Below are 19,961 nucleotides of genomic sequence, written 5' to 3'. Positions count from 1 at the left end.
ATTCTTTCCTCCTTTATGAATTCATCCTCCGCTTTGATTATCTTAACAGCTTCCTCTCTCGTCTTTGCCGTCACCACAATGCTGCCATATACCCCCTTATCCAACACGTAAATTTTCATTTTGTTTCTATTAAGGGATTCAGAAACTAATTCAAAATCTTTTTCTTCGTCTACGGTCAAGCGATATTGAGGCCGGTATATATTCGGGTCTTGGACCTTAAGAACTTCACACTTAAACTTGCCCGATTCTTTAAAAAAACGTCCCCAGATTTCCGTATCTGAGTCTTTTTTTATTTGACAAACTTTTTCCACCGCTTCTCTTGAAATAACATAAGCTCCACCGTACGTCCCGCAACCGATTGGCAATCCTTCAACTTCACAAAAATCAAAATTTTTCTCAAAATTTCTCTCAATCATTTTTTCAATAAAAATAGGTTCAACCAAAGGGTTATCGGCAGGAGTACTGACAATCAAATCAACATCAAATTTTCTGGCACAATCTCTTATTCTCAGTAAAACATCTTCTTCGCTGCCCCTGAAATAATCTATTCCTTGTTTCTTCGCAATTTCAACCAACGGGTCGTCTTGAGGATTGGTTGAAGTCATCATCACTATCGGCTCAATGTTACAATGTCTTAATCTCTCTATCATCCAATCAATCATTGGTTTGCCTAAGATTGGTTTTATAGCTTTTAAAGAAAGTCTTTTTGATTTTAATCTGGCCGTAATAAATATTCCTATTTTAAAAAATTCATTTCTTTTAATTGGCTCGAATTTTTGATAATTTTGTTTTGCTTTTTTATTAAGTAAAAATTTTAAATTTTTACCTTTTATTTCTCCTTTTTTTGCCCGAACTACGGCTATATTATCTTTAGAAAAATTATCTCCCGGCTTAATCTCGGCCGTGGCCACGACTTTCATCAGGGTTTTATACTCTTTATATTGTAATTCGTCGGAAGAAACTTCTTCCGGTTTTTTGTTAATAATATTATTAACAATTCTGATGTCTTTAACAAAATCGGCAAATTCATCCGGATTTAAAGCTGCTTCATAGTCTACGCCCTTTAAAGCTCGATTGTGGGTAATATGTTTTTCAATAATGGAAGCTCCCCTGCCAATAGCTAAAATTGACATATAATTGGAGGCTGGTGAAGTTGGCTCTGAATGGTCCTGATAACCCCACGGAAGATTAAATTTTTCAGATAATTCTTTAATAAAATTTAAATTAACGCCTTCCGGTTTTGTCGGAAAATTTTGTAATCCGTACATTAAGTAAATTTCCACCTTTTTATCAATTGAATAAATAAAATCAAGTGTTTTTTTAATTTCCTCTTCCTCTATGCCGCCAATCGATAAAAGCAGGGGTTTTTTGGTTTGAATTACTTCTTTAATTAAATCTTCGTTCTCTAAAACCGATGAGTGGAATTTAAATCCTTTAATTTTTTTATCTTTAGAAAATTTAGCGCTGGCTAAATCATAAACATTAGCCCAAACGTCTAAACCCAAAGAAAATGCTTTTTCGATAAGTCTTCCCCAATCATCCTGGCTTAAACATAAGTCTTTAGTTTGCTGATAGTCCACGTCCGAAGGAATTATGTAAGTATCCAAATCTCTCATTTGAAACTCTATTCCGTCCGCCTTAGCTTCCGCCGATTTTTCAATGATAAATTCGGCAATCTTAGGGTCGCCTTCATAAGAAGCGGCCATTTCTGCCATAACAAATACTCTTTTTTTATTATCTATTTCTTTATTTTTCATATTAATGTCTTCCATGATATTTATTTGATTATAATGTTTAACTATAAATTTTTAATTTTAAAAAAAACACTGTCATTCTTTTGGCATAGGAATTTCATTTTCAATATATTTTTTAAAATTTTCGTAACAATGTATTATCCTTTCCCGTTTAAACTGAGGCATATCAAGGCAAGTATTTGATTCATTGATAATATGGTCTTTTGGTATAAAACCCAGTTCAATGGCAATTTCTCTCATCTTTGTCCCCTGATATGGCTGGAAATAATTAATTGAATAACTTGAGGGCTTAATTTTTTGTATAAGGCGTATTGAATCATAAAATGTTTTTTCATCTTCGTAGGGCATTCCAATTATGAAGTTCGCAGTTGAACGAATTTTATATTTATGAACGATATTGAAAGCTTTTTCAAGAACAGCATTAGACATGGTCCGATTCATTATTTTTTTTCTAAATTCCTCGTTGCCGTTTTCGATGCCAATGGCAACTGTTGATATATTGGTTTCCAATAATTTTTTTATATAATCTTCTCTTACAGTTTCCGCGCGCGTCTGAATATAATAAGGCAGGTTAATTCTTTTTTTATATTGTTCGCAAAAATAATTAAATCTTTCTTCGGACATTCCCAAGAAATTATCATCAATAAAGAAGACGAGTTCTAGTTTATAATTATCTTTAATTGAACAAATTTCATCAAAGGTTTTATCTATGCTTCTTTGCCGTAAAAATTTTCCGAGCCCATCATATCTTTTCCTTAAATTGGCCGTACAGCAAAAAGTGCAATTAAATGGACAGCCACGGGCAAGTTCAAAAAATCCCGTTCTCCTGAAGGTACCGCAATAGGGCTTATAATAATGCCTTTCATCAAAGATAGACCAATCTTGAAACGATATCTCGTCTAAATTCTTCAAAGGGCGTAATTTATTTCTGATAATTTCATTATTATTTTTTACCCACAAATTTAAAATATGGCTGTAGTTTTTATGTTCAACGACAGAATTTGCCAATTCCACTAAAGCATCTTCCCCTTCGCCAACGCATATAATATCAAAACAGTCATCATGGTCAAAAAGTTCGGGTGCCAATGTCGGAGTGGGTCCGCCGGCTACAACCGGAATGCCGTATTTTTTATTGATTCCATTAAGAAGTTTTTTGGAAAAATTATAAGTTACATCGATAATATTAACGGCAATCAAATCGGGTTGAAATTCTTCAATAGTTTTTTTAAATAAATCGGGTATTTGCTTGGCAAGCTCAGGAGTCCATTCTCCCCAAAATTTTTTATACTCGGCCTTCATCATTCCTCCATGCTTTTCTCTGTAAAAAAAAGTTAACGGAGGTGAATTTAAAAAAGTGGTGTCAAAGCATTTTATTTCAAAACCGGCTGTTTTCAGGCACCCGGAAAGAAGCGCTAAACCGTTAGGAATACCGCCGGAACCTTCGCAATTCGGATATACAAGCAATACCTTGCCTTTTGTTTTTTTATTCATGGCCTTAATTATATTACGATGTTATCATTTTTTTATAGTTTTTTTCATCTTTAAAAAATCTACTGATTTAATTGCTCTTCTTTTTTTATTTTTTCGCATAAAGTTTGCGCCAAATAATCGTGCGCTCCCTTCATCAAATGAATGCCGTCTTCCCAAAGAAATTCTTTTTTATTTTTTGTTTGAGAGTATAAGTCTATTAGTTCACAGAAATCTTTATTTCCCGCAACCAAATCTTCGATAATTTTATTGTAATTTAAGATATTTTTCTCAAAATTAAAAGATTTTAATTTATTCTTGTCGTTTGTGTCGGCGATATTTATAACAAAAACTTTTTTAGGCTTTGCCTTATTTTTAATTTCCCGAACAATAAAACTGAATTTTTCCCTGAATTCTTCTTCTGAAACATAAGTTTTTGGAAAATATTTTGTAAAAAATCTTCTGTATCTTGACTGAAACCACCAAGCTAATCTTGAAAAATATTTTAAAACCGATGTTTGACTGAAAACGTATAAAATTCTTTCCTGCATTAGACTAAACGCCCTCGGTGCGCAGTCGACAATCCCCAAGTGCAAAACGACATACCTGGAGTTATTAAACAAAACATCTTCTTCGAGATTTTCCTTCAGGGATTCGGTTAAAACATTATTTCTTATGCGGCTTCTTAAAACCACAAGATAGTTATCAATCCAAAGCAATTCTTGTAATAAAAAAGGGTACGTGTCTTGATAAAAATTAAAAATTTCTTTGCCGGACCTGACCATAGACAGTGAATCACCGACTATTGTAATAATTTTTAGTTTAGACATAAAAGTAACTTTTTAAATGAATACCTTAAAGAAAAAAATGCCAAGAAGTATATGGCAGCCCCGATAATAATAGAAATAAAAACATTAAGATTATAAATTTCGGGTCGGGAAATAATAAAATACATCGCAAAACTTGAAATTAACGAAATTAATGCGGTCAACCCGACTTTCCTGATGGAAAGCCGAATAGAAGTATATTTTAAAATGAAAATGGCCAACGTAATTAAAATCAGAGAATGGGTTATTGTTGTGGCAACCGCCGAACCGTAAAGGCTGTAACGCGGAATTAGAATTAAATTTAAAATAATATTTATTATCGCCCCCGCGGCGATGGCGATAAAAAACTTTTTTTGCAAATTGGCGACGATTAATAAATCTTTCAAGGTTGTGTAAAACAAGGTTATCCCCGTAGTAACAATTAAAATTTGAAAAGCTAAGATTGAAGGGAAAAAGGCCGGCCCGTAAGCAAAATTAATAATCTTTGAAGCGAGAACTATCCCGCCGGTAACAAAAAGAAATACCAAAATAATTATTATTTCTATCTCATAATTCCAGACTTTTTGCAGCATTTCTTTTGATTTTCTAAAATTTTCACTCAAAACGGGATAAAAACTTGAAGAAATTAAGCCGATAAAAATGAATGCTGTAAAAGAAATTCTATACGCCGCGTTATACCAGCCCGTCTCGTTAATCATGCCAAGATAACCCATGATTACCGAATCGGTATAACTGTAAAGGGAACCAAAAGAGCCCGCTAAACCTAAAGGCAAAGCCATGATAAAAAATTTTTTCCAAACTGATTTTTCCCAACAAATTCTTAACGGAAAAATTTTAAAATTGAAAAAAAACAAAACAAAAATAAAAGAAATAATCGCCGCGAACAGATAACTGTAACTGAAATTTTCAACCGAAGGCATTTTAAAAAGAACGAATAAACCCATTCCAACTACCAATATCGATTGCAATGTTTCAGCCCACATTTGATACTCCATTCTTTGCCGCGCCTGAAAAAAAGCGTAGAAAACCACTGCGAAACCGTTGATCAGGCTAAAAAGAGCTAGAATTAAAATTATTATCCTTATGCCCGGGTCTTGAGTTATAAAAAAAGAACCCGATAAAATTAAAGTCAACGCCACCACCGCCAGTAAAGCCGTGAAAGAAAGAACGGAATAAAATTCTTTTTCTTTCTCTTTTTCTCTGGCAAACTCTCGGGTAATGGTAGCCGGCAAACCGAAATCATGAAAAACGATAAACAATGAAACAAAAGCCAATGCGAAACTGAATTTTCCGTATTCGGTAACTCCGAGAATTCGGGCGGCATAAATTATCAAAACCATTTTCAATAATTTATTAATTCCCGCTCCAGCTATCAGCCAGAAATAATTCTTGGAAATCGTCTGCCTGACCGTGGTGTTGTCAAATAAAAATTTTTTAACATTGCTTAAAGCCTCTAATTTCATAAAATTATTTTTTACCGGTTTTTTTAAAAAATAATTTAATCTTATCGCAAACGTACCGAACTTCCCTTTCGGTCAAAGCGGTCGCGGAAGGTAACCGCAAAATTTTTTCGTAGGCAAAAAAAGAATTAGGAAAATCACCGGCGATATTATAACAAGGCTGAAGGTGCAACGGATAAAAAGTCCTGACGGTTTTAATACCTTCTTTATCTAAAAATTCCGAAAGCTCTTTTGGCTTTTCAACCAAAATAATCATTCTCCAGGGAACTCTTTTCCCCCTAGGATCAACATATGGAAATTTAATGCCTTTTACTCCGGCCAAATATTTTTGATAAAGTTTTTCTATTTTATTTCTTTTACTGATAATGTCAGGCAACTTTTTTATCTGAGCCAAGCCGACAGCAGCCTGAAGGTCGGTTAAACGAAAATTATAACCCATGTAGTCGTGGATATACCATCCCCGGCCGGTTCTGCCCTGGTTTAAAAGAATGGTGGCTTTTTTAAATAATTCATCGTTATTTGTCAGAACCATTCCACCCTCGCCTGTTGTCAGAACTTTATCGGCATAAAAAGACATGCAGCCGACATCGCCAAATCCCCCCACCGGTTTCCCCTGAAAACTTACCATAATCCCCTGAGCCGCATCTTCAATCACAAATAAATTATGTTTCTTGGCAATTTCCATAATCCTGCCCATATCGGCCGACTGGCCGTAAATATGAACCGGCATAATGGCTTTTGTCTTTGGGGTTATAACTTCTTCGATTTTTTCAGGGTTAATGTTAAAAGTTTTTGCATCAATATCGACAAAAACCGGCGTTCCTCCGGCCCAAATTACCGCGTTCGCCGAAGCAATAAAGGTAAAATCGGGAACGATTACTTCGTCTCCGGAACCAATCCCCAAAATTTTTAATCCCACATATAAAGCCTGGGTTCCGTTGCAGACCCCGATTGCGTGTTTTACACCACAAATTTTTGCAATTTTTTCCTGAAACTTTTTCAGTTTAGGGCCTCCGCTTATCCATTTGGCTTTTATGCAATCGGAAACTTCTTTTAACTCCTCTTTGCCCAAAAAGGGTTCGGTTTGGGGTATGATTTTTTTTTGCATAATAAAAATATGAAAAATTAATAATTATTACTTTACAGCTTCGATATTTAAACTGATTTCCCATTCCTTGCCTCCGAGGGGAAACCTTCTTCCTGACCAATCGTTAAAATTATGATAAAGAGCCGCGCCCGGAATCCAACTCTTTACATCTTTAAAGCCGTTTTTTACAAATAGTTCTCTTAGAAATTTTTCATTAAAAACCGAATAATGAAAATTATCGGCATATCCTTGTCCTCCCATCAAAGGAGGCGTGATTCCTTCGATGGACTTTGTTTCTTTATACATTTCTAAAATAACATCGAAATTCGGAACGGACACCCGTAAAACTCCTCCGGTTTTTAATGATTTGTATAAATTTTTGAAAACCTCAGAAAGCTTCAAGTAAGACACGTGCTCCAAAACCATGCAGGCATATATCAAATCGGCATAATTTTCGGGAAATATTTTATTGATATTTTCGACTGAATCTTTATGATGAATATGCCATCCCGACCTGGTATCCACATTGATATATCTTGAATCGTTAAAATCTCCGCAACCTATATGAATTAAAATTTTTCTATCGGAATTTTCGGGTAACGGACGTTTTTTTAAAAAACGAAGAATAGGCCCTACTTTAAATAAGAAAAAATTTCTCGGCATTTCAATAGATTTTCTTTTAATTTTTTCTATTGTTATTTTCATTATTTTAATTTATATCCCTGTTTCATCCCTTTTGGAAAGTATTGGGTTTTTGACCGGCCATCGGATATTAAATCGAGGATCATTATATTTATATGTAAATTGTTTTTCTGACCCCTGATAATAACAGGACTGCTTATAATGAAAAATTGCTTCATCACTTAAAATCAAGTAGGCGTTACCATATTTCGGGGGAATCAAAATTTGTTTACCGTTTTCTCTTGATAAAACAAAACTTTCCCATTTCCCGAAATTATCCGATTTTTCATCGCAATTGACCACCACAATATAAAAACTACCAAACATGCATGTCACCAGTTTCCAAGTTCTATTATCTCCATGAATTCCCCTCAAAACATTTTTCCGCGAGAAAGCATAATCGTCCTCTATAAATTCTACTTCCTTGCCCAGTTCCTTTTTCATAACCGCAGCATAATCTTCTTTATGATAGACCGGCGCATATGTCCCTCTATGGTCCTCAAAATGCTCAAACTGGAATAACAGCACGTTATCTAATTTTGTTTTTGATGCTTTGATCATATTTTTATTAACTGATAAGATATTTTTAAAATTCGCTTTCAAAAAAATTAATCTATTCCCCACCATTTCTCGGGAAATTTTTCTTTTAAAACCTTTTCTCCTTCTCCAGGAAGCGCCAAATTATGAAATTTCAAATCAGCATCAACCATAATTTTAACCAAATCTTTAAATTTAATCTTTGATTCCCAGCCGATTTTTTCTTTTGCTTTACTGGCGTCGCCAATCAAAACTTCAACTTCAGATGGCCTGAAATATCTGGGGTCAATTTCTACATATTGTTTCCAGTCTCCCAAGCCGGAGTAATTAAAGGCCTCTTCTAAAAATTCTCTTACGGAATGACTCTCTCCGGTAGCAACAACAAAATCATCGGGCGTTGAATGTTGAAGAATTAAATACATTGCATAAACATATTCCGGAGTAAAACCCCAGTCTCTCCTCGCTTCTAAATTACCTAAATAAATCTTCTTGTCTAATCCGGCTTTAATTCTGGCAATTCCTCGGGTTATTTTTCTGGTGACAAATGTTTCTCCCCTTCTGTGAGATTCGTGATTAAAAAGAATGCCGTTAGAAGCAAATATTCCATAAGCTTCTCTGTAAAGTCTGACCGTATGATAAGCAAAAACTTTGGCACAAGCATAGGGACTTCTGGGATGAAAAGAAGTTTTTTCGTTCTGAGGAGGCGGACAGGAACCAAACATCTCGCTGGAACTGGCTTGATAAAATTTTATCGGCAAGCCGGAATTTTTTATGGCTTCCAAAATCCTTAATGTTCCCAGTCCTGAAGTGTTGGCGGTATATTCGGGCATATCAAAACTGACCCTGACATGAGACATTGCCCCTAAATGATATATTTCATCGGGTTTTATTTTGTTAACCAATTTTTCAATATTCCCCGTATCAGTAAGGTCCCCGTAGTGCAAAAATAATTTTATTCCTTCAACGTGAGGGTCTTGATAAATATGTTCTATCCGACCGGTATGAAAACTGCTTGACCTGCGAATTATACCATGAACCTCATCGTAGCCCTTTTTTAATAAAAGTTCGGCCAAATAAGAACCGTCTTGGCCGGTAACTCCCGTAATTAAAGCTTTTTTTGTTTTTCCCTGTTCCATATTATTTTTTATTTTTATTTTTCGGTTTGTATTTTAGAATTAAATCCAATGCTTCGCTTTTAAAATTTTTATTAAGAATCTCCGCGTTAGAAAGGATGCAATGTCCCTTGACTCCGTTTTCCGGAGGATAAAGAACGGGACGAATAACATTCAATTTCCCCAACGCCTTATAGCCGTCGTTATAAGTTTCATTGAAATTCGTTACCGCTTCTTCAAAGTTTATCCCTAATTTATCGCTCATTTTTTTCATTTCTCCGTGCCAAGCGATGCAAAGCCCGTAATAAGTCGTATCAAAAAGTTTTCCTATTTCAGTGGTTACTGAAGGCTGAAATATTTTTGTTTTAATTCCTAAACTTTCTAAATGTCTTTTTGCAGTTTCTCCCGCTTTTTCATCATCGGTTCCGATATATTTTACAAAAGTTTTAATCCCCTTATAAAGATTAGGATGTATTCCCCTGATGGGGCTATGAACAACCCTTCGACAAGCTCGGGGCAAGCCAGAAATAATTTTTTGGGTAGTGCCCGGAGCAACAGTAGAATGAATGATTGTTAATTTTGGCTTTATTTCTTTTATTTCTTTACTAACTATCTTTACAAAATTATCATTCCATGGAATGCAAATATTTAAAATTTCCACGCCTTTTAGTCCGTCGTCTCTTTTTAGATCCTTAACTCGAGGATTCCGGTAAAATTCAGCTATTGCCTGGCCAACTTCCCCATACCCCAAAATGCCGATTTTTTTACCTATATATTGTTTCATTAAATTTCAAAAATTTTTTTTATTGATTTAGGAAATTTTTTTGCCAACCAAGAACTCGATTGGATTTTTCCGCCTCGACCGACGTTAAAAACCATTTTAATTCCTAATTTTTGGCATAATGCCTGTTCCGGACTTAAAGAAGAAGATTTTTTTTGAGCATCTGTTTTATCTCTGTCTCCCCCGTTTGCAAAAATATCAGGCTTCAAGCTCGCCAGTTCTGCACACACGCTTCTGTCTTTAAAACCTTTGCGATGCTTAGAAATTATAACTCTATCAACCGAACTTAATGATTCTATAATCTCTTTGCGTTCCTTTTCAGACATTAATAAAAAACCCTTCTTTTCCATAAGCCAGTTGTCGTTATTTAAAATAACCATCAGCTCATCTCCAAGCTTTTTGGCCTCGTTAAATAAACGAATATGCCCTATATGAATAGGGTCAAATCCTCCGGAAACTGCAACAACTGTTTTTTTATTTTTATTTCTTGGCATAGCAGCTTACCATTTTTCAATTGTTTTTCTCGTTTTTTCCCTAAGATGATCGTAGGCCTTATAAACTTTTGATTCAACTTTTGGAGAAATTAACTGCAATATCTCGCTTCCCCAAATTCTGTAAGTTCCGCCTACCTTATAAGCCTTTATAATTCCTCGTTTTAACATTCTCTTAATCGTGCTCTCACTAATTTTCAAAAAATCCTGGGTTTCTTTGGTTGTATAAATTTCGTTTGGTTTTATTTCAGGCATAATTTTTATTTATAAAAACTAACGACTGCCATTATTAAAGAACTGGCGCCGTTAGTTGTTCAATTACCAATTATGATATACTTCTTTATAATAAAGCACCCTTCAAAGGGTGTCAATAGGTGTCAATAGGTTCGAATATAGATAAAAATAAGGGGTTTTCCACAGCTCCCACTAAACGAACTAAAAAAACTTCGTCCCCTTTTTAGCGAAAAAAGTATTAAGTTTGGAAAATAAATAACCCCTCCCTAATGAGGGGTTATTGGATCGTCTTAATTAAATATTATCTATTTTTATTTCCCTAGAAGTGAATTTATTTTATTTATAGTCGCTTTGCCAACAATTCCAGTACCCTTGGTTAATCCTAACGGTGTCAGAATCTCAGAAGCGTATTTTTCCTGGAATTTGACAACCGCGGCTTTGGTTAAAACACCAAAAAAATTTGTTTCATCTCCCGGTGAACCAACTCCTACATCAGTAAGTTTGGTCTGAGAATCAGAATTCAAAAAAAGCTGCAAGTATTTGACTTCAGGTAAAACCATCCCGAATTTCAAGGTGTTCTTGAAAGTAAAATCACTTGAATCCCAGTTAATCACTTCTCCCGAAATACCACTTAATTGAGATTGAAGCTGGAGAATCAAAGCGGTAATTCTTGTAATTTCTGCTTTTAACTCTTCAATGCTCATTTCAGAAACAGGCTTGGTTGTTGGAACCGTTGTTGTCTCTGTTGTGGTTGTAGCTGTTGTAGCTGAGGTGGTAGATGGAGCGGTCGTGCCTCCCACTAAACCACCCCTAGGTAAAGAGTTTATAGTAAAGGTCTTACTGGAAAAACCACCATTATAAGTAAAACTTACTGTTCCGCCAACAGCTTGATAATTACTAAATACAGAGCCGTCCACTTTTATTGTATAAAAATCCGAATCAGAAGAAACTCCTACGCTAAAAGCTGCTGTAGCTGCAGCAAGAGTACTGCTCGCTGTCCATTGGCTGATATAACCGCCACCTAAATAAGTGGTATCTATAGCCACGTTTATTGTTCCGCCTGACGCAGTTGCTCCTAAAATAGTATGAGCTGTTGTTTCCAGAGTAAAATTGCTAGCGTCTGAAATATCAGCATTAAGGGCAGATGCGGTAACTATTAGAGAATCACAGGCGGAACCGGAATTAATATAAACAATTGGCGATACGCCGGTAAAACTGACTTCTGTATCGGAAGCAAAACTAATATTAGCTGCTTGGATTTGACCAGGGAAAATAAGCAGAAGAAATAATCCTCCTAGAATATAAAAGGGAATTTTGACTGTTTTCATTATTTTATTAGATTTTTTTATCTAATTTTTATTTTACCAAAATATATCCCCAAGTCTTTGAAGTGTCATTAATTGCCGCGTTAAGTTGATCAGAATTATAAAGATAAACTCCGATTACATCAGCAGTTGTTGTACACCCCTTAGGAACCAAATCATCATTTAAATTCCAGGGAGCTTGAATAAAACACTGCATATCAGCTGTAGCACTGGCTAAAGCAGCGGTTCCTATTCCAGTTGAAGAAGCAGCAATTGAAGGGGGGTCTATGGCTATTGTTCCATGCAGAATTGTATTAATGGCTGTTCCATCATGTCCAATTGTTGTAGTAGCCAAAACAGTGGATCCCGTAACTGCAAAATTACCGCTAGTAGTGGCATTGCCGGAAGCAGTAAAATCAACGGTACTAATATTTGCTCCAATCGCGGTTCCATAAACCCAATAAACCCAACCCAAGGTAATCAAAAAAACACAAGAAATAACTGTTAGTCCCAAATATAAAGAACCTTTATTTTTCATAAAACCTAATTTAAAAAATATTTAGTCTTTTCGACCTTTATGGCTTTATTTTAGTTTATCTACGAAAAATTTACGCTGTGGATAACTTTAAAAATTTTTATTTTGAAGAAGTTCATTGATTTTGGCGCGGGTTGCAACTCCTACAAAACCAGTCCCCTCTTTTAATCCTAAGGGAATTAATATACTGTCAGCATATTTTTCCTGAAAGCGAATAACAGCAGACTTGGTTAAAGAAAGAAAATTTCCTGTTATCAAGCCTTCGGGATAAATATCATCTCCTTGAGATTTTAGAAACTCTTGAAGACAGTTAACTTTAGGACTATCTATTAATCCATAGGAAAGGTCTTCTTCGAATCTTCCGCAGGGAAAAGGAACAGGAACCTCGGATTCTGTTTCTTTATCCGTCCCAAGGGTGGCGAGCTGGCTTCTAAGCTGATTTATTAATTCAACAAGTTCGACTATTTTATTTGAAATTTCTTCTTTAGTCATACTTGAAAGGGGTTTTTCCAAATATATTGAGTCTGATTCTTCTTTTAATTCTTGTTCGCTGACAATGGAGGCAGACCAGGAAAAATAAGTCTCAAGTTCAGTGTTTGAAAACCCTGAAGTTTTGCTTTGGGCTGAAGGAATCAAAGTAATTGAGCTGATTTCCGTTAAAAATCCTGGAATTAAAATCTCCCCTTTTTGATTTTCATCAAGCTGCAAAAAGTTAAGAATATATTTGCCGGAGATATCCTTTAAAAGATAAGGAATTTTAAATAATTTATCTGATTTTCCGATAAATTCAATCTTCAGAATCCCCTTTCCTCCAATAAACTTGACCCAATTGCCCGACCAATCTTTCGTGCTTTGGTTAACGATTAAATTACTTTTGGACCCAAAAGGTAAAAAATTAATCGAGGGCATTACTCGGATAAATTTTAAGCTTTTATTCTGGTAACAATATTTTTCACCAAAAGAACAATCGTTAACGAACACTGCAAGGGTCCAATCGGTAAAAATCCGGGAAAAATTATCTTTAAAGCCGTTTTTGATTAAAACCTCATCTAGGCTTTTTATGCCGGTTTCCTTTGAATTGAGAGAGTCTATTAAAATTTTAACGCCGTATTTCTCAACTAAATAATAAGTAAAAAGATTCAGGGCCCCGTAATCAGCAACACCTCCGTTCCATTCAGTTAAAGAATCTGAAGGATTGTCTAAAAAAATATTTACTCTTTCTCCCAAATAGCTCTTTTGGTAATCGCTGTCAGGGCCAATAAGCATTGGAGTATATTCGGCCCTGGCTTCATTCAGCCAAGTATCTTCTGTCACGCCGTATTTTTTTTCTTTTTGGTTAAAGGTAATCAAATGCAAAAATTCATGAGCAAGAAAAATTTTAGACAAAGGGCTTATAATGTTTTTTGTATTTAAATAAACCATTTCCCTCTCATTAGAATTCTGGGCCTGTAACTTGGGATATTCGTCGTTGGCTTTAAAATAACCGGCCGCCTCTTCTTTCATTGAGTGAAAAAGAACAGCAATCCTATTGTCCTTATCTATTCCGGGTTTCCATTCCGAACCGAAAGTTGAAGTTAAAATGGGATAAGTTTTATCCTGAAAAAACTGGGAAAGAGAAATAAGAGCCGATTTGATTTCTGCTTCCTTGCTTGTTCCGAATTTATCCCACCATTCATCTTCAACATAAAAATAAATTTGGTTTGTACTCACTCTCAAAGTTGCGCTTATTTTATCTCTGTTGTTAATGTCATAAGAAGGCTCGATAAAAAACTCTTTCTTCTGTCCCAAAGAGTCGTCGGCAAAGCTAAAAAAAGGTAAACTTAAAAAAACCAAAAATAATGCTAAAAATAAAATTTTTTTAAAAGAATTGCTTCTTGCCATAAAATAAAAAATAAACTGCCGAAAACTTATTAAAATTATATTAACATATTTTTTAAAAAAATAACAAAAAATCTTCTTTCTTGAAGAAGCTGCTTTCTCCCTTCTTTTTTAAAAAAGACTATTTCCCCAATAAATAATTGAGTTTTTCTCTTGTTTTTTCCCCCACCAATCCTGTTCCTTTTTCCAAAAACAAAGGTTTTAAAATTTCAAAAGAATATTTTTCCTGAAATCTTATAACGCATTGGCGGGTAATGGGACCGAACCAATTGGTAACAGAGAGACTTTCGGGATAATCAGGAGAACCGATTTCCTTTTTAAGAATAATTTGGAGATATTTTATTTCCTCTGAATTTTGGCCGTATTTAAGATTATTTTTAAAAGCAAAGTTATCGGGAATTCCTTCATAAATACTTTTGACTTTAATTTCAGAGAGCTGGGTTTTCAAAACATTGACCTGATTCAAAACTTCAATAATCTTTTTTTGTAATTCTTCAATGGTCATCTGGCTGATTGGTTTCTCTTGGCTGGTTGGCGGAATTTCCGGCTCTTTTTCTTGAACCAGTTCTTCAGTTGTTGTTGATTCTGGCTTTTTAGCTTCGCCAAAAATAGTAAATAAAGATATTTTATCGGCAGTGGCGGTCGGCCGGAAATAATTCAAATTGGTGGTAGTGGCAGTTAAAATATTATTACTGGAATCAACTGCGCTAGCCAAAGCGACCCACTTAGAAGAAATTGAGTCCCAATAATTTATAGATAGAGTTAACTCATCAAGCGTTTCGATTTGATTGTCCTTGTAAGTTAAATTTAAAATAACCGGCTTGTTGAAACTTTCTATTTCCGTGCCCCAAACAATGGCGGTAAAACTATAAAAATATCTTCCGATAATATTTTTTTCTAACGGAATTGCGCTTATTTGGCTGGAAAACAAGGGGTCTGTCCTGTATTTTAAATTAATTTTTAAGGTAGCGTTGGAATCTATGGCAAAGGGCAGCAACTCTATTGAAGCCCCTGTTTCTTCATCAGTCATAACGCTGGTTTTCCCGCCGTCTTGGGCCGTGACAAAAACTTCTCCGGTCGTATCAACTGTTGCTTCCGCAGTTTTTAAAATTGAAAAAAATAAAAATACCGCGACAATTACAAAAAAACAAATTAATATTTTTTTATGAAACATTTTAAATATTAAAATTAATTTATATTGCTTTAATTATCTAAAATAAAAAAAATCCTGTCAAATAAAAAAGAACTCCCCGATAAAAATCGGGGAGTTCCAGTTCACCTCACGCAATCTCCCACAAGAAAGAATGCGCGGATGGATTCATTCCTGATAATCTATTAAGGCTTTACTAGAGCACCGGCATAGATATCACCCTTGAAGAGTATGGCTTCTTCACCGTAACCTCCGACAGCATCGTAGTTAATGCTCCAATCTATCTGTGTTCCGCCATCATCTAGCCAAACCTGCAAACTTTTTCCTGCGGCAGTATATTCTGTGGTACTTCCATAAACATACAATTTTCTGGTTTCTCCGGCTGGAATAACAAAGTCTTTGGTAGCAAAGTTTAACGTAACATTAGTGTTAGAAGCCCAGATAATCGGATCTAACAGGTTACCATCCTGATCTTTAAATGTTAGCCAAACACTATTATTTAAGGAGTTGGCTACTTGGAAGTATAACGCGTTGCTTACTGTGGTTGTAGTAAAGGTTATGTCTTTGTTTCCCATGGCTTTAATGTCAAAAATGGCTAGCAAGGTCTGAGCGCCTGGGATTAAAGTGCCTGAAGGAGAAGCGGCGTCAACACTGAATTTCGGATAACTCTCGTATAAGTTATGAACAGCGGCAACAGTAGTAACTGTAGTCGCGGATGGGTTGACCGCTGCACCAGAAGCTAAACCAGTAAAGTCTATGTCAGCAAGTGCCTGAATGGAAATGTTGATGTCGTCGCCGTTTACAACAGCTGTTCCGTCAACATTAGCGGTCTTACCTTTTATGGTCAGTAAAGTATAGTCGTTGGCGGGAATGGTTACCAAACCATCGGGTACTTGTATTTCAGCTGTCTCACCGCCTACGGCTGTTCCAAGTAAGGTAAGAGTGCTTTTACCGGCATAGTAGTAGAAAGTATCTATTCCGTCGTGTACACCAGCGTTATTAATCTTAACAGCGTCTAAGTCAAAGTTTTCAACATTATCAGCTGCTAATTTAAAGACAGCTAAGGTTACCATATCGGTTTCGTCAAGAACAATATCAGTCGAAGGTGAAGAGGGGTCAATCGTTAGTGTTATAAGACCGCTTGTTTTCGTGGTCATCTTCTGACCGCCACCAGTAGGTGCGGCAACGGTAATTGTCGCGCCAGTATCAACTCCGGCGGCAGTTACACTATTCTCTGCGGGGTTTACATTTATTGTGTGTTCATCCTTTTGAGCTGCACCGGTAGATAAGTCAGCCACAAAAGCAATCTTTACAAAGGTGCCCTTGGCAATCTTAAGAGGGCTAGTCAAAGTAAAGGCATAAGTTGAAGCAGAAGTGGTGGCTGGCTGTTCTGTATCGGTTATCTTGGTTTCATAGATATCACCGCGCTCACTATTAGCTGAAGTCAAATCAGCCCAAAGCTCGGCATTGTCAATATCGCTTAAACCATCAGTAGAAGATGCAGTATCTAATACTGTTATAGCAGTAACTGAAACATCTTCACCGGAAGCACCGGCATTTAAATTGGCTGTCATCCAGACAAAGTCGTGTATCCCTATTGCTATAGTTCTGGCAACAGGCTGAGAAAGAGTAGTTACTACTAAGTCGCCGGCAGCAACTGTTTGAACATTGCCGTTTACTGCAGTCGCAGCAGGAGTAGGAGTAATTGAGTCATGGGTGGTCATTCCTGTAGCAACAACATCGGTGCCGGGAGCAGCTATTCCAACCTTTACGGTGTCTCCTGTGCTCGAATCGCTGGCTATTTTAGCCTTTACTGTATACTTATGAGTTCCAACAGGAACAATAAAAGTATCAGTGAAAGCTACTGCAGCTACTCCGGCAAGGTCTTTGGGGCCAGCTACGATATTATCATTTTCATCATAAACTTTAATATTGGTAATTTGATCAGAATCAAAAGTAGTAGTGGTGAAAGTAAGAGTAAGACTAGAAATTTTAATTTCTTCGCCTTTGGCTGCAAAGTCAAAAACTGTTAATTTTTGGTCGCTGGATGGAGCAATATTGCCCGTAGCTGGAGTAACTGTGGATTTAGATATAGTAAGTGCGCCTGCGTTAATGGTCTGGTTGTTTCCACCCATACCTCTATAACTTGTAGTCCAGTTTGCAGCAGGACCAGTAGGCGTTACATAGAAACCGTAGGAATTTCCCTTAACAGTTACCAACACATCAGTACCATCAATAATATCAGCGTTTACGGTTAAACTGGATCCGCTGATAATGTCCACCATTATTTTAAATCGGTGGGTTTCTCCTCTCTTCACAACAATTCCCAAATTAGACCAACTGGCTCTGCCCTCGGCATTCCAAGCAGCTACTGTGCCCAAGGTCTTTCCAGCCGTAACATCGTATAATTCTATATTATTAGTATCGCTTAAAGCAGCAGTACCTGCTTTTATAGCAGTAATCTGCTCAATGGTAACGTCTTCCGTGGAGCCTACCTCTGCTTTAAAGGTGTTAAGCACTACATCTGTGTCGCCTGCATCGGGTTTAGAGTCGGCAACAGTGCCATCCTGAGAAAAAACAACGCTACCGATAGTCAAACTTATAGCAGACATGGCATTTCCCGTAACTGGGAAACTACCCGTTACATCTGCAGCATTAGAAACAATGTCGCCTTTAGCGGCAATGCCTAAGGCTGCTGTTTTACCGGCTGTAGTTCCGGTAATAAACCCGGCTCTGATATAATAACTCTGGGTTTGTCCGGCTTTTATTACTAAAGCAGGAGTGAAAGTTATGACTGCTCGATGGTCAGTATTAAAGCTACCTACGCTTCCCTGGTAAACGCCGTTCATGTCAACAATCTTGACGTTTTCAAGGTCAGTATAAGCGCTTAAACCTGAATGAATTACATATAATTTCGTGATTGACACATCATTGCTTCCGGCAGAAAGGCTTAACTTTGTGAAGTAAGCATTAGCTGCGGCAGCAACGTTAACAGAAGCAGGGGTGTCAGCGGCCAAGTATACACCGAGAGCAGATCCGGTTATTGGCGGTATAACTATTCCACCAGTTCCACTGGTTCCAATCATGGTGTTTAATTTGGCTCTGGTTGCAGCGCCAACAAAACCTGTTCCTGAAGTTAATCCCAATGGAGTCAAAACTTCGCTGGCGTATTTATTCTGGAATTTGACAACCGCTGCCTTGGTTAAAGCACCAAAGTAAGTGGTTTCGCTTCCCGGAGCGCCAACTCCGCTTTGAGCTACCTGGGTATCAGCACTCGCGTTCAAGATGATTTGTAAACATTTTACACTATCACCTGTTGCTCCTTGGCTAAGGTTGCTGGTAAAACTGGTAATTGAACAACTAACAGCACCAGTTCCTCCGCCAGCTTGAGCTAATTGATTTTGCAATAACTGAATCTGAGCCAATAAAGCATTGATTTGTTCTTGCAATGTTAAGGCTTTAGTAGGAGCAGCAATCACAAATGACGCGGCTAAAACTAAAGCAATCGCAATTAATTTTTTAGGCATAATTTATTCGTATATATTTAATGTTATTTTTATTGATTCCTATGTCGACCTCTCTCTAGGAATTTTTAATTATTTTTTTGTCCTAGAGAACAAGGAATTCTTATTAATTATTTTACTCTAATCGCCAAAGTCGTATTTTTGTTTTTCGACCTTTTATAACGACTTTTTCTTCACGACTTTAGCTAATAGTCGCGAAGAGTAAAGCGATTTTTCCAATGGTTAAATGAAAATGATACCAAAATGTTCTTTCAGTTTCAAGAATTCGTTCTATTTCTCCTGATTGCTTGGCAATGCTTGCAACAATAATTCAATTTTATCGAAAACTTCCGGATAATTCTTATTTTTCAAATCTTCTTTAAGCTGATCTAAAATTGCCTGTTGGGACTGAGAAAAAGTAGCATTATTAAAAGTTTCAACCAAATCATTCATTTCTCTGTCTATTTCTTCGTTTAGGTCTTTGTTGTCTCCCAAGAGAACTCCATAAACCTCTTCTATTTTTTTCTTATTTTCTTCTAATGTTTGATTGGTTTGAACAATTTCTTTTATGTCTTTTATGTCAGCTTTGGCTACTTTTTTCAAATTCTGGGCTGCTTCCGAAACATTTGCTTGATATTCCTTAACTATGGGAATTATCTTTTTAGGTTGATTAGTCTCCACCGCCTTGACTATATTTTCTAATTTATCATTGGCAATCGTAAGCTGGATGTTTGACCTTGATTTTTCCGGCATTAAAGAAACAACGACTTTTTCCCCGACTCTCTTAACAGGATAAAGTAAATCGCCAGGCAAGGAACTCTTAGCAAAAACCCCTATTCCTCCAAGCATACAAATCACAACCAAGCTCGCAAAAGCGGGCTTAAAAATAAAACTTAAACCAAATTTCGGCTCCCATCCCAATACATTTTTTTTAGTCAAAACAACCCATTCTTCTCTGGGTTTTATAGCTTTAAGCCCAACTATTTTCTTGATTAATTGAGCATTCGGCTCCCCTGCCAATATATTTTTTTTCATCAAAATAACCCATTCATTTCTGGGTTTTATGGCCTTGAGTTCGGTTATTTTCTTAATTAATTGAATATCAGACCTCATTATAATTATGACGGAAAAAAGTGCTGTTTATTACACTTATTTTAAAG

The 19,961-nt window shown here is 36.2% G+C and carries 17 protein-coding genes; all 17 read right to left on the bottom strand.

Annotated features, from left to right (window positions below):
* Nucleotides 1–1,757, bottom strand: a 1,757-nt coding sequence (locus NTU58_04285; protein MCX6764888.1) for an N-acetylneuraminate synthase family protein, incomplete at its 3' end; no start/stop codon positions are given.
* Nucleotides 1,758–1,829: 72 nt separating this feature from the next.
* The gene (locus tag NTU58_04280) at nt 1,830–3,245 is read right to left on the bottom strand and encodes a radical SAM protein (GenBank protein MCX6764887.1); all 1,416 of its coding nucleotides are present in this window, start codon (nt 3,243–3,245) and stop codon (nt 1,830–1,832) included.
* A 59-nt stretch (nt 3,246–3,304) separates the two neighbouring features.
* Nucleotides 3,305–4,051, bottom strand: a complete 747-nt coding sequence (locus NTU58_04275; GenBank protein ID MCX6764886.1) for an SGNH/GDSL hydrolase family protein — start codon at nt 4,049–4,051, stop codon at nt 3,305–3,307.
* Nucleotides 4,039–5,511 carry a flippase gene (locus NTU58_04270; protein ID MCX6764885.1) on the bottom strand — a complete coding sequence of 491 codons (1,473 nt, stop codon included), beginning with the start codon at nt 5,509–5,511 and terminating at the stop codon, nt 4,039–4,041. The genes NTU58_04275 and NTU58_04270 overlap by 13 nt, the downstream gene beginning before the upstream one ends.
* Nucleotides 5,512–5,515: 4 nt before the next feature.
* Nucleotides 5,516–6,616, bottom strand: coding sequence for a DegT/DnrJ/EryC1/StrS family aminotransferase (locus tag NTU58_04265; protein MCX6764884.1), 1,101 nt, complete (start codon nt 6,614–6,616; stop codon nt 5,516–5,518).
* A gap of 27 nt (nt 6,617–6,643) precedes the next feature.
* Nucleotides 6,644–7,300, bottom strand: coding sequence for a methyltransferase domain-containing protein (locus tag NTU58_04260; protein ID MCX6764883.1), 657 nt, complete (start codon nt 7,298–7,300; stop codon nt 6,644–6,646).
* Between the two features lie 9 nt (nt 7,301–7,309).
* The gene (locus NTU58_04255) at nt 7,310–7,903 is read right to left on the bottom strand and encodes a dTDP-4-dehydrorhamnose 3,5-epimerase family protein (GenBank protein MCX6764882.1); all 594 of its coding nucleotides are present in this window, start codon (nt 7,901–7,903) and stop codon (nt 7,310–7,312) included.
* A complete protein-coding gene (gmd, locus tag NTU58_04250) occupies nt 7,885–8,949 on the bottom strand; it encodes a GDP-mannose 4,6-dehydratase (GenBank protein MCX6764881.1) in 1,065 nt (354 codons plus the stop codon). The genes NTU58_04255 and gmd overlap by 19 nt, the downstream gene beginning before the upstream one ends.
* A gap of 1 nt (nt 8,950) precedes the next feature.
* Complete coding sequence (locus NTU58_04245; protein ID MCX6764880.1) at nt 8,951–9,709, bottom strand: hypothetical protein; 759 nt, start codon at nt 9,707–9,709, stop codon at nt 8,951–8,953.
* Nucleotides 9,709–10,200, bottom strand: coding sequence for an adenylyltransferase/cytidyltransferase family protein (locus NTU58_04240; GenBank protein MCX6764879.1), 492 nt, complete (start codon nt 10,198–10,200; stop codon nt 9,709–9,711). Before NTU58_04240 ends, NTU58_04245 begins: the two co-directional genes overlap by 1 nt.
* Nucleotides 10,201–10,206: 6 nt before the next feature.
* Nucleotides 10,207–10,452, bottom strand: coding sequence for a helix-turn-helix domain-containing protein (locus NTU58_04235; protein ID MCX6764878.1), 246 nt, complete (start codon nt 10,450–10,452; stop codon nt 10,207–10,209).
* A 290-nt stretch (nt 10,453–10,742) separates the two neighbouring features.
* Entirely contained in the window at nt 10,743–11,759 is a 1,017-nt protein-coding gene (locus NTU58_04230) for a peptidoglycan-binding domain-containing protein (GenBank protein MCX6764877.1), read from the bottom strand.
* Between the two features lie 28 nt (nt 11,760–11,787).
* Nucleotides 11,788–12,273: a hypothetical protein gene (locus NTU58_04225; GenBank protein ID MCX6764876.1), complete on the bottom strand. Its 486-nt coding sequence runs from the start codon at nt 12,271–12,273 to the stop codon at nt 11,788–11,790.
* Between the two features lie 87 nt (nt 12,274–12,360).
* Entirely contained in the window at nt 12,361–14,151 is a 1,791-nt protein-coding gene (locus NTU58_04220; GenBank protein MCX6764875.1) for a peptidoglycan-binding domain-containing protein, read from the bottom strand.
* Nucleotides 14,152–14,269: 118 nt separating this feature from the next.
* On the bottom strand, nt 14,270–15,322 hold the full coding sequence (locus NTU58_04215; protein MCX6764874.1) for a peptidoglycan-binding domain-containing protein: 1,053 nt from the start codon (nt 15,320–15,322) through the stop codon (nt 14,270–14,272).
* 161 nt (nt 15,323–15,483) lie between these two features.
* A complete protein-coding gene (locus tag NTU58_04210; GenBank protein MCX6764873.1) occupies nt 15,484–18,825 on the bottom strand; it encodes a hypothetical protein in 3,342 nt (1,113 codons plus the stop codon).
* A 267-nt stretch (nt 18,826–19,092) separates the two neighbouring features.
* A complete protein-coding gene (locus NTU58_04205; protein ID MCX6764872.1) occupies nt 19,093–19,914 on the bottom strand; it encodes a DUF5667 domain-containing protein in 822 nt (273 codons plus the stop codon).
* Nucleotides 19,915–19,961 lie beyond the last annotated feature (47 nt).

It is taken from the genome of Candidatus Nealsonbacteria bacterium (genome assembly GCA_026396195.1).
Classification (GTDB): Bacteria; Patescibacteriota; Minisyncoccia; order Minisyncoccales; family JAGGXC01; genus JAPLXH01.
The sequence above is the reverse complement of the archived record's forward strand: the minus strand, read 5'-3'. Positions and strand labels throughout refer to the sequence as shown.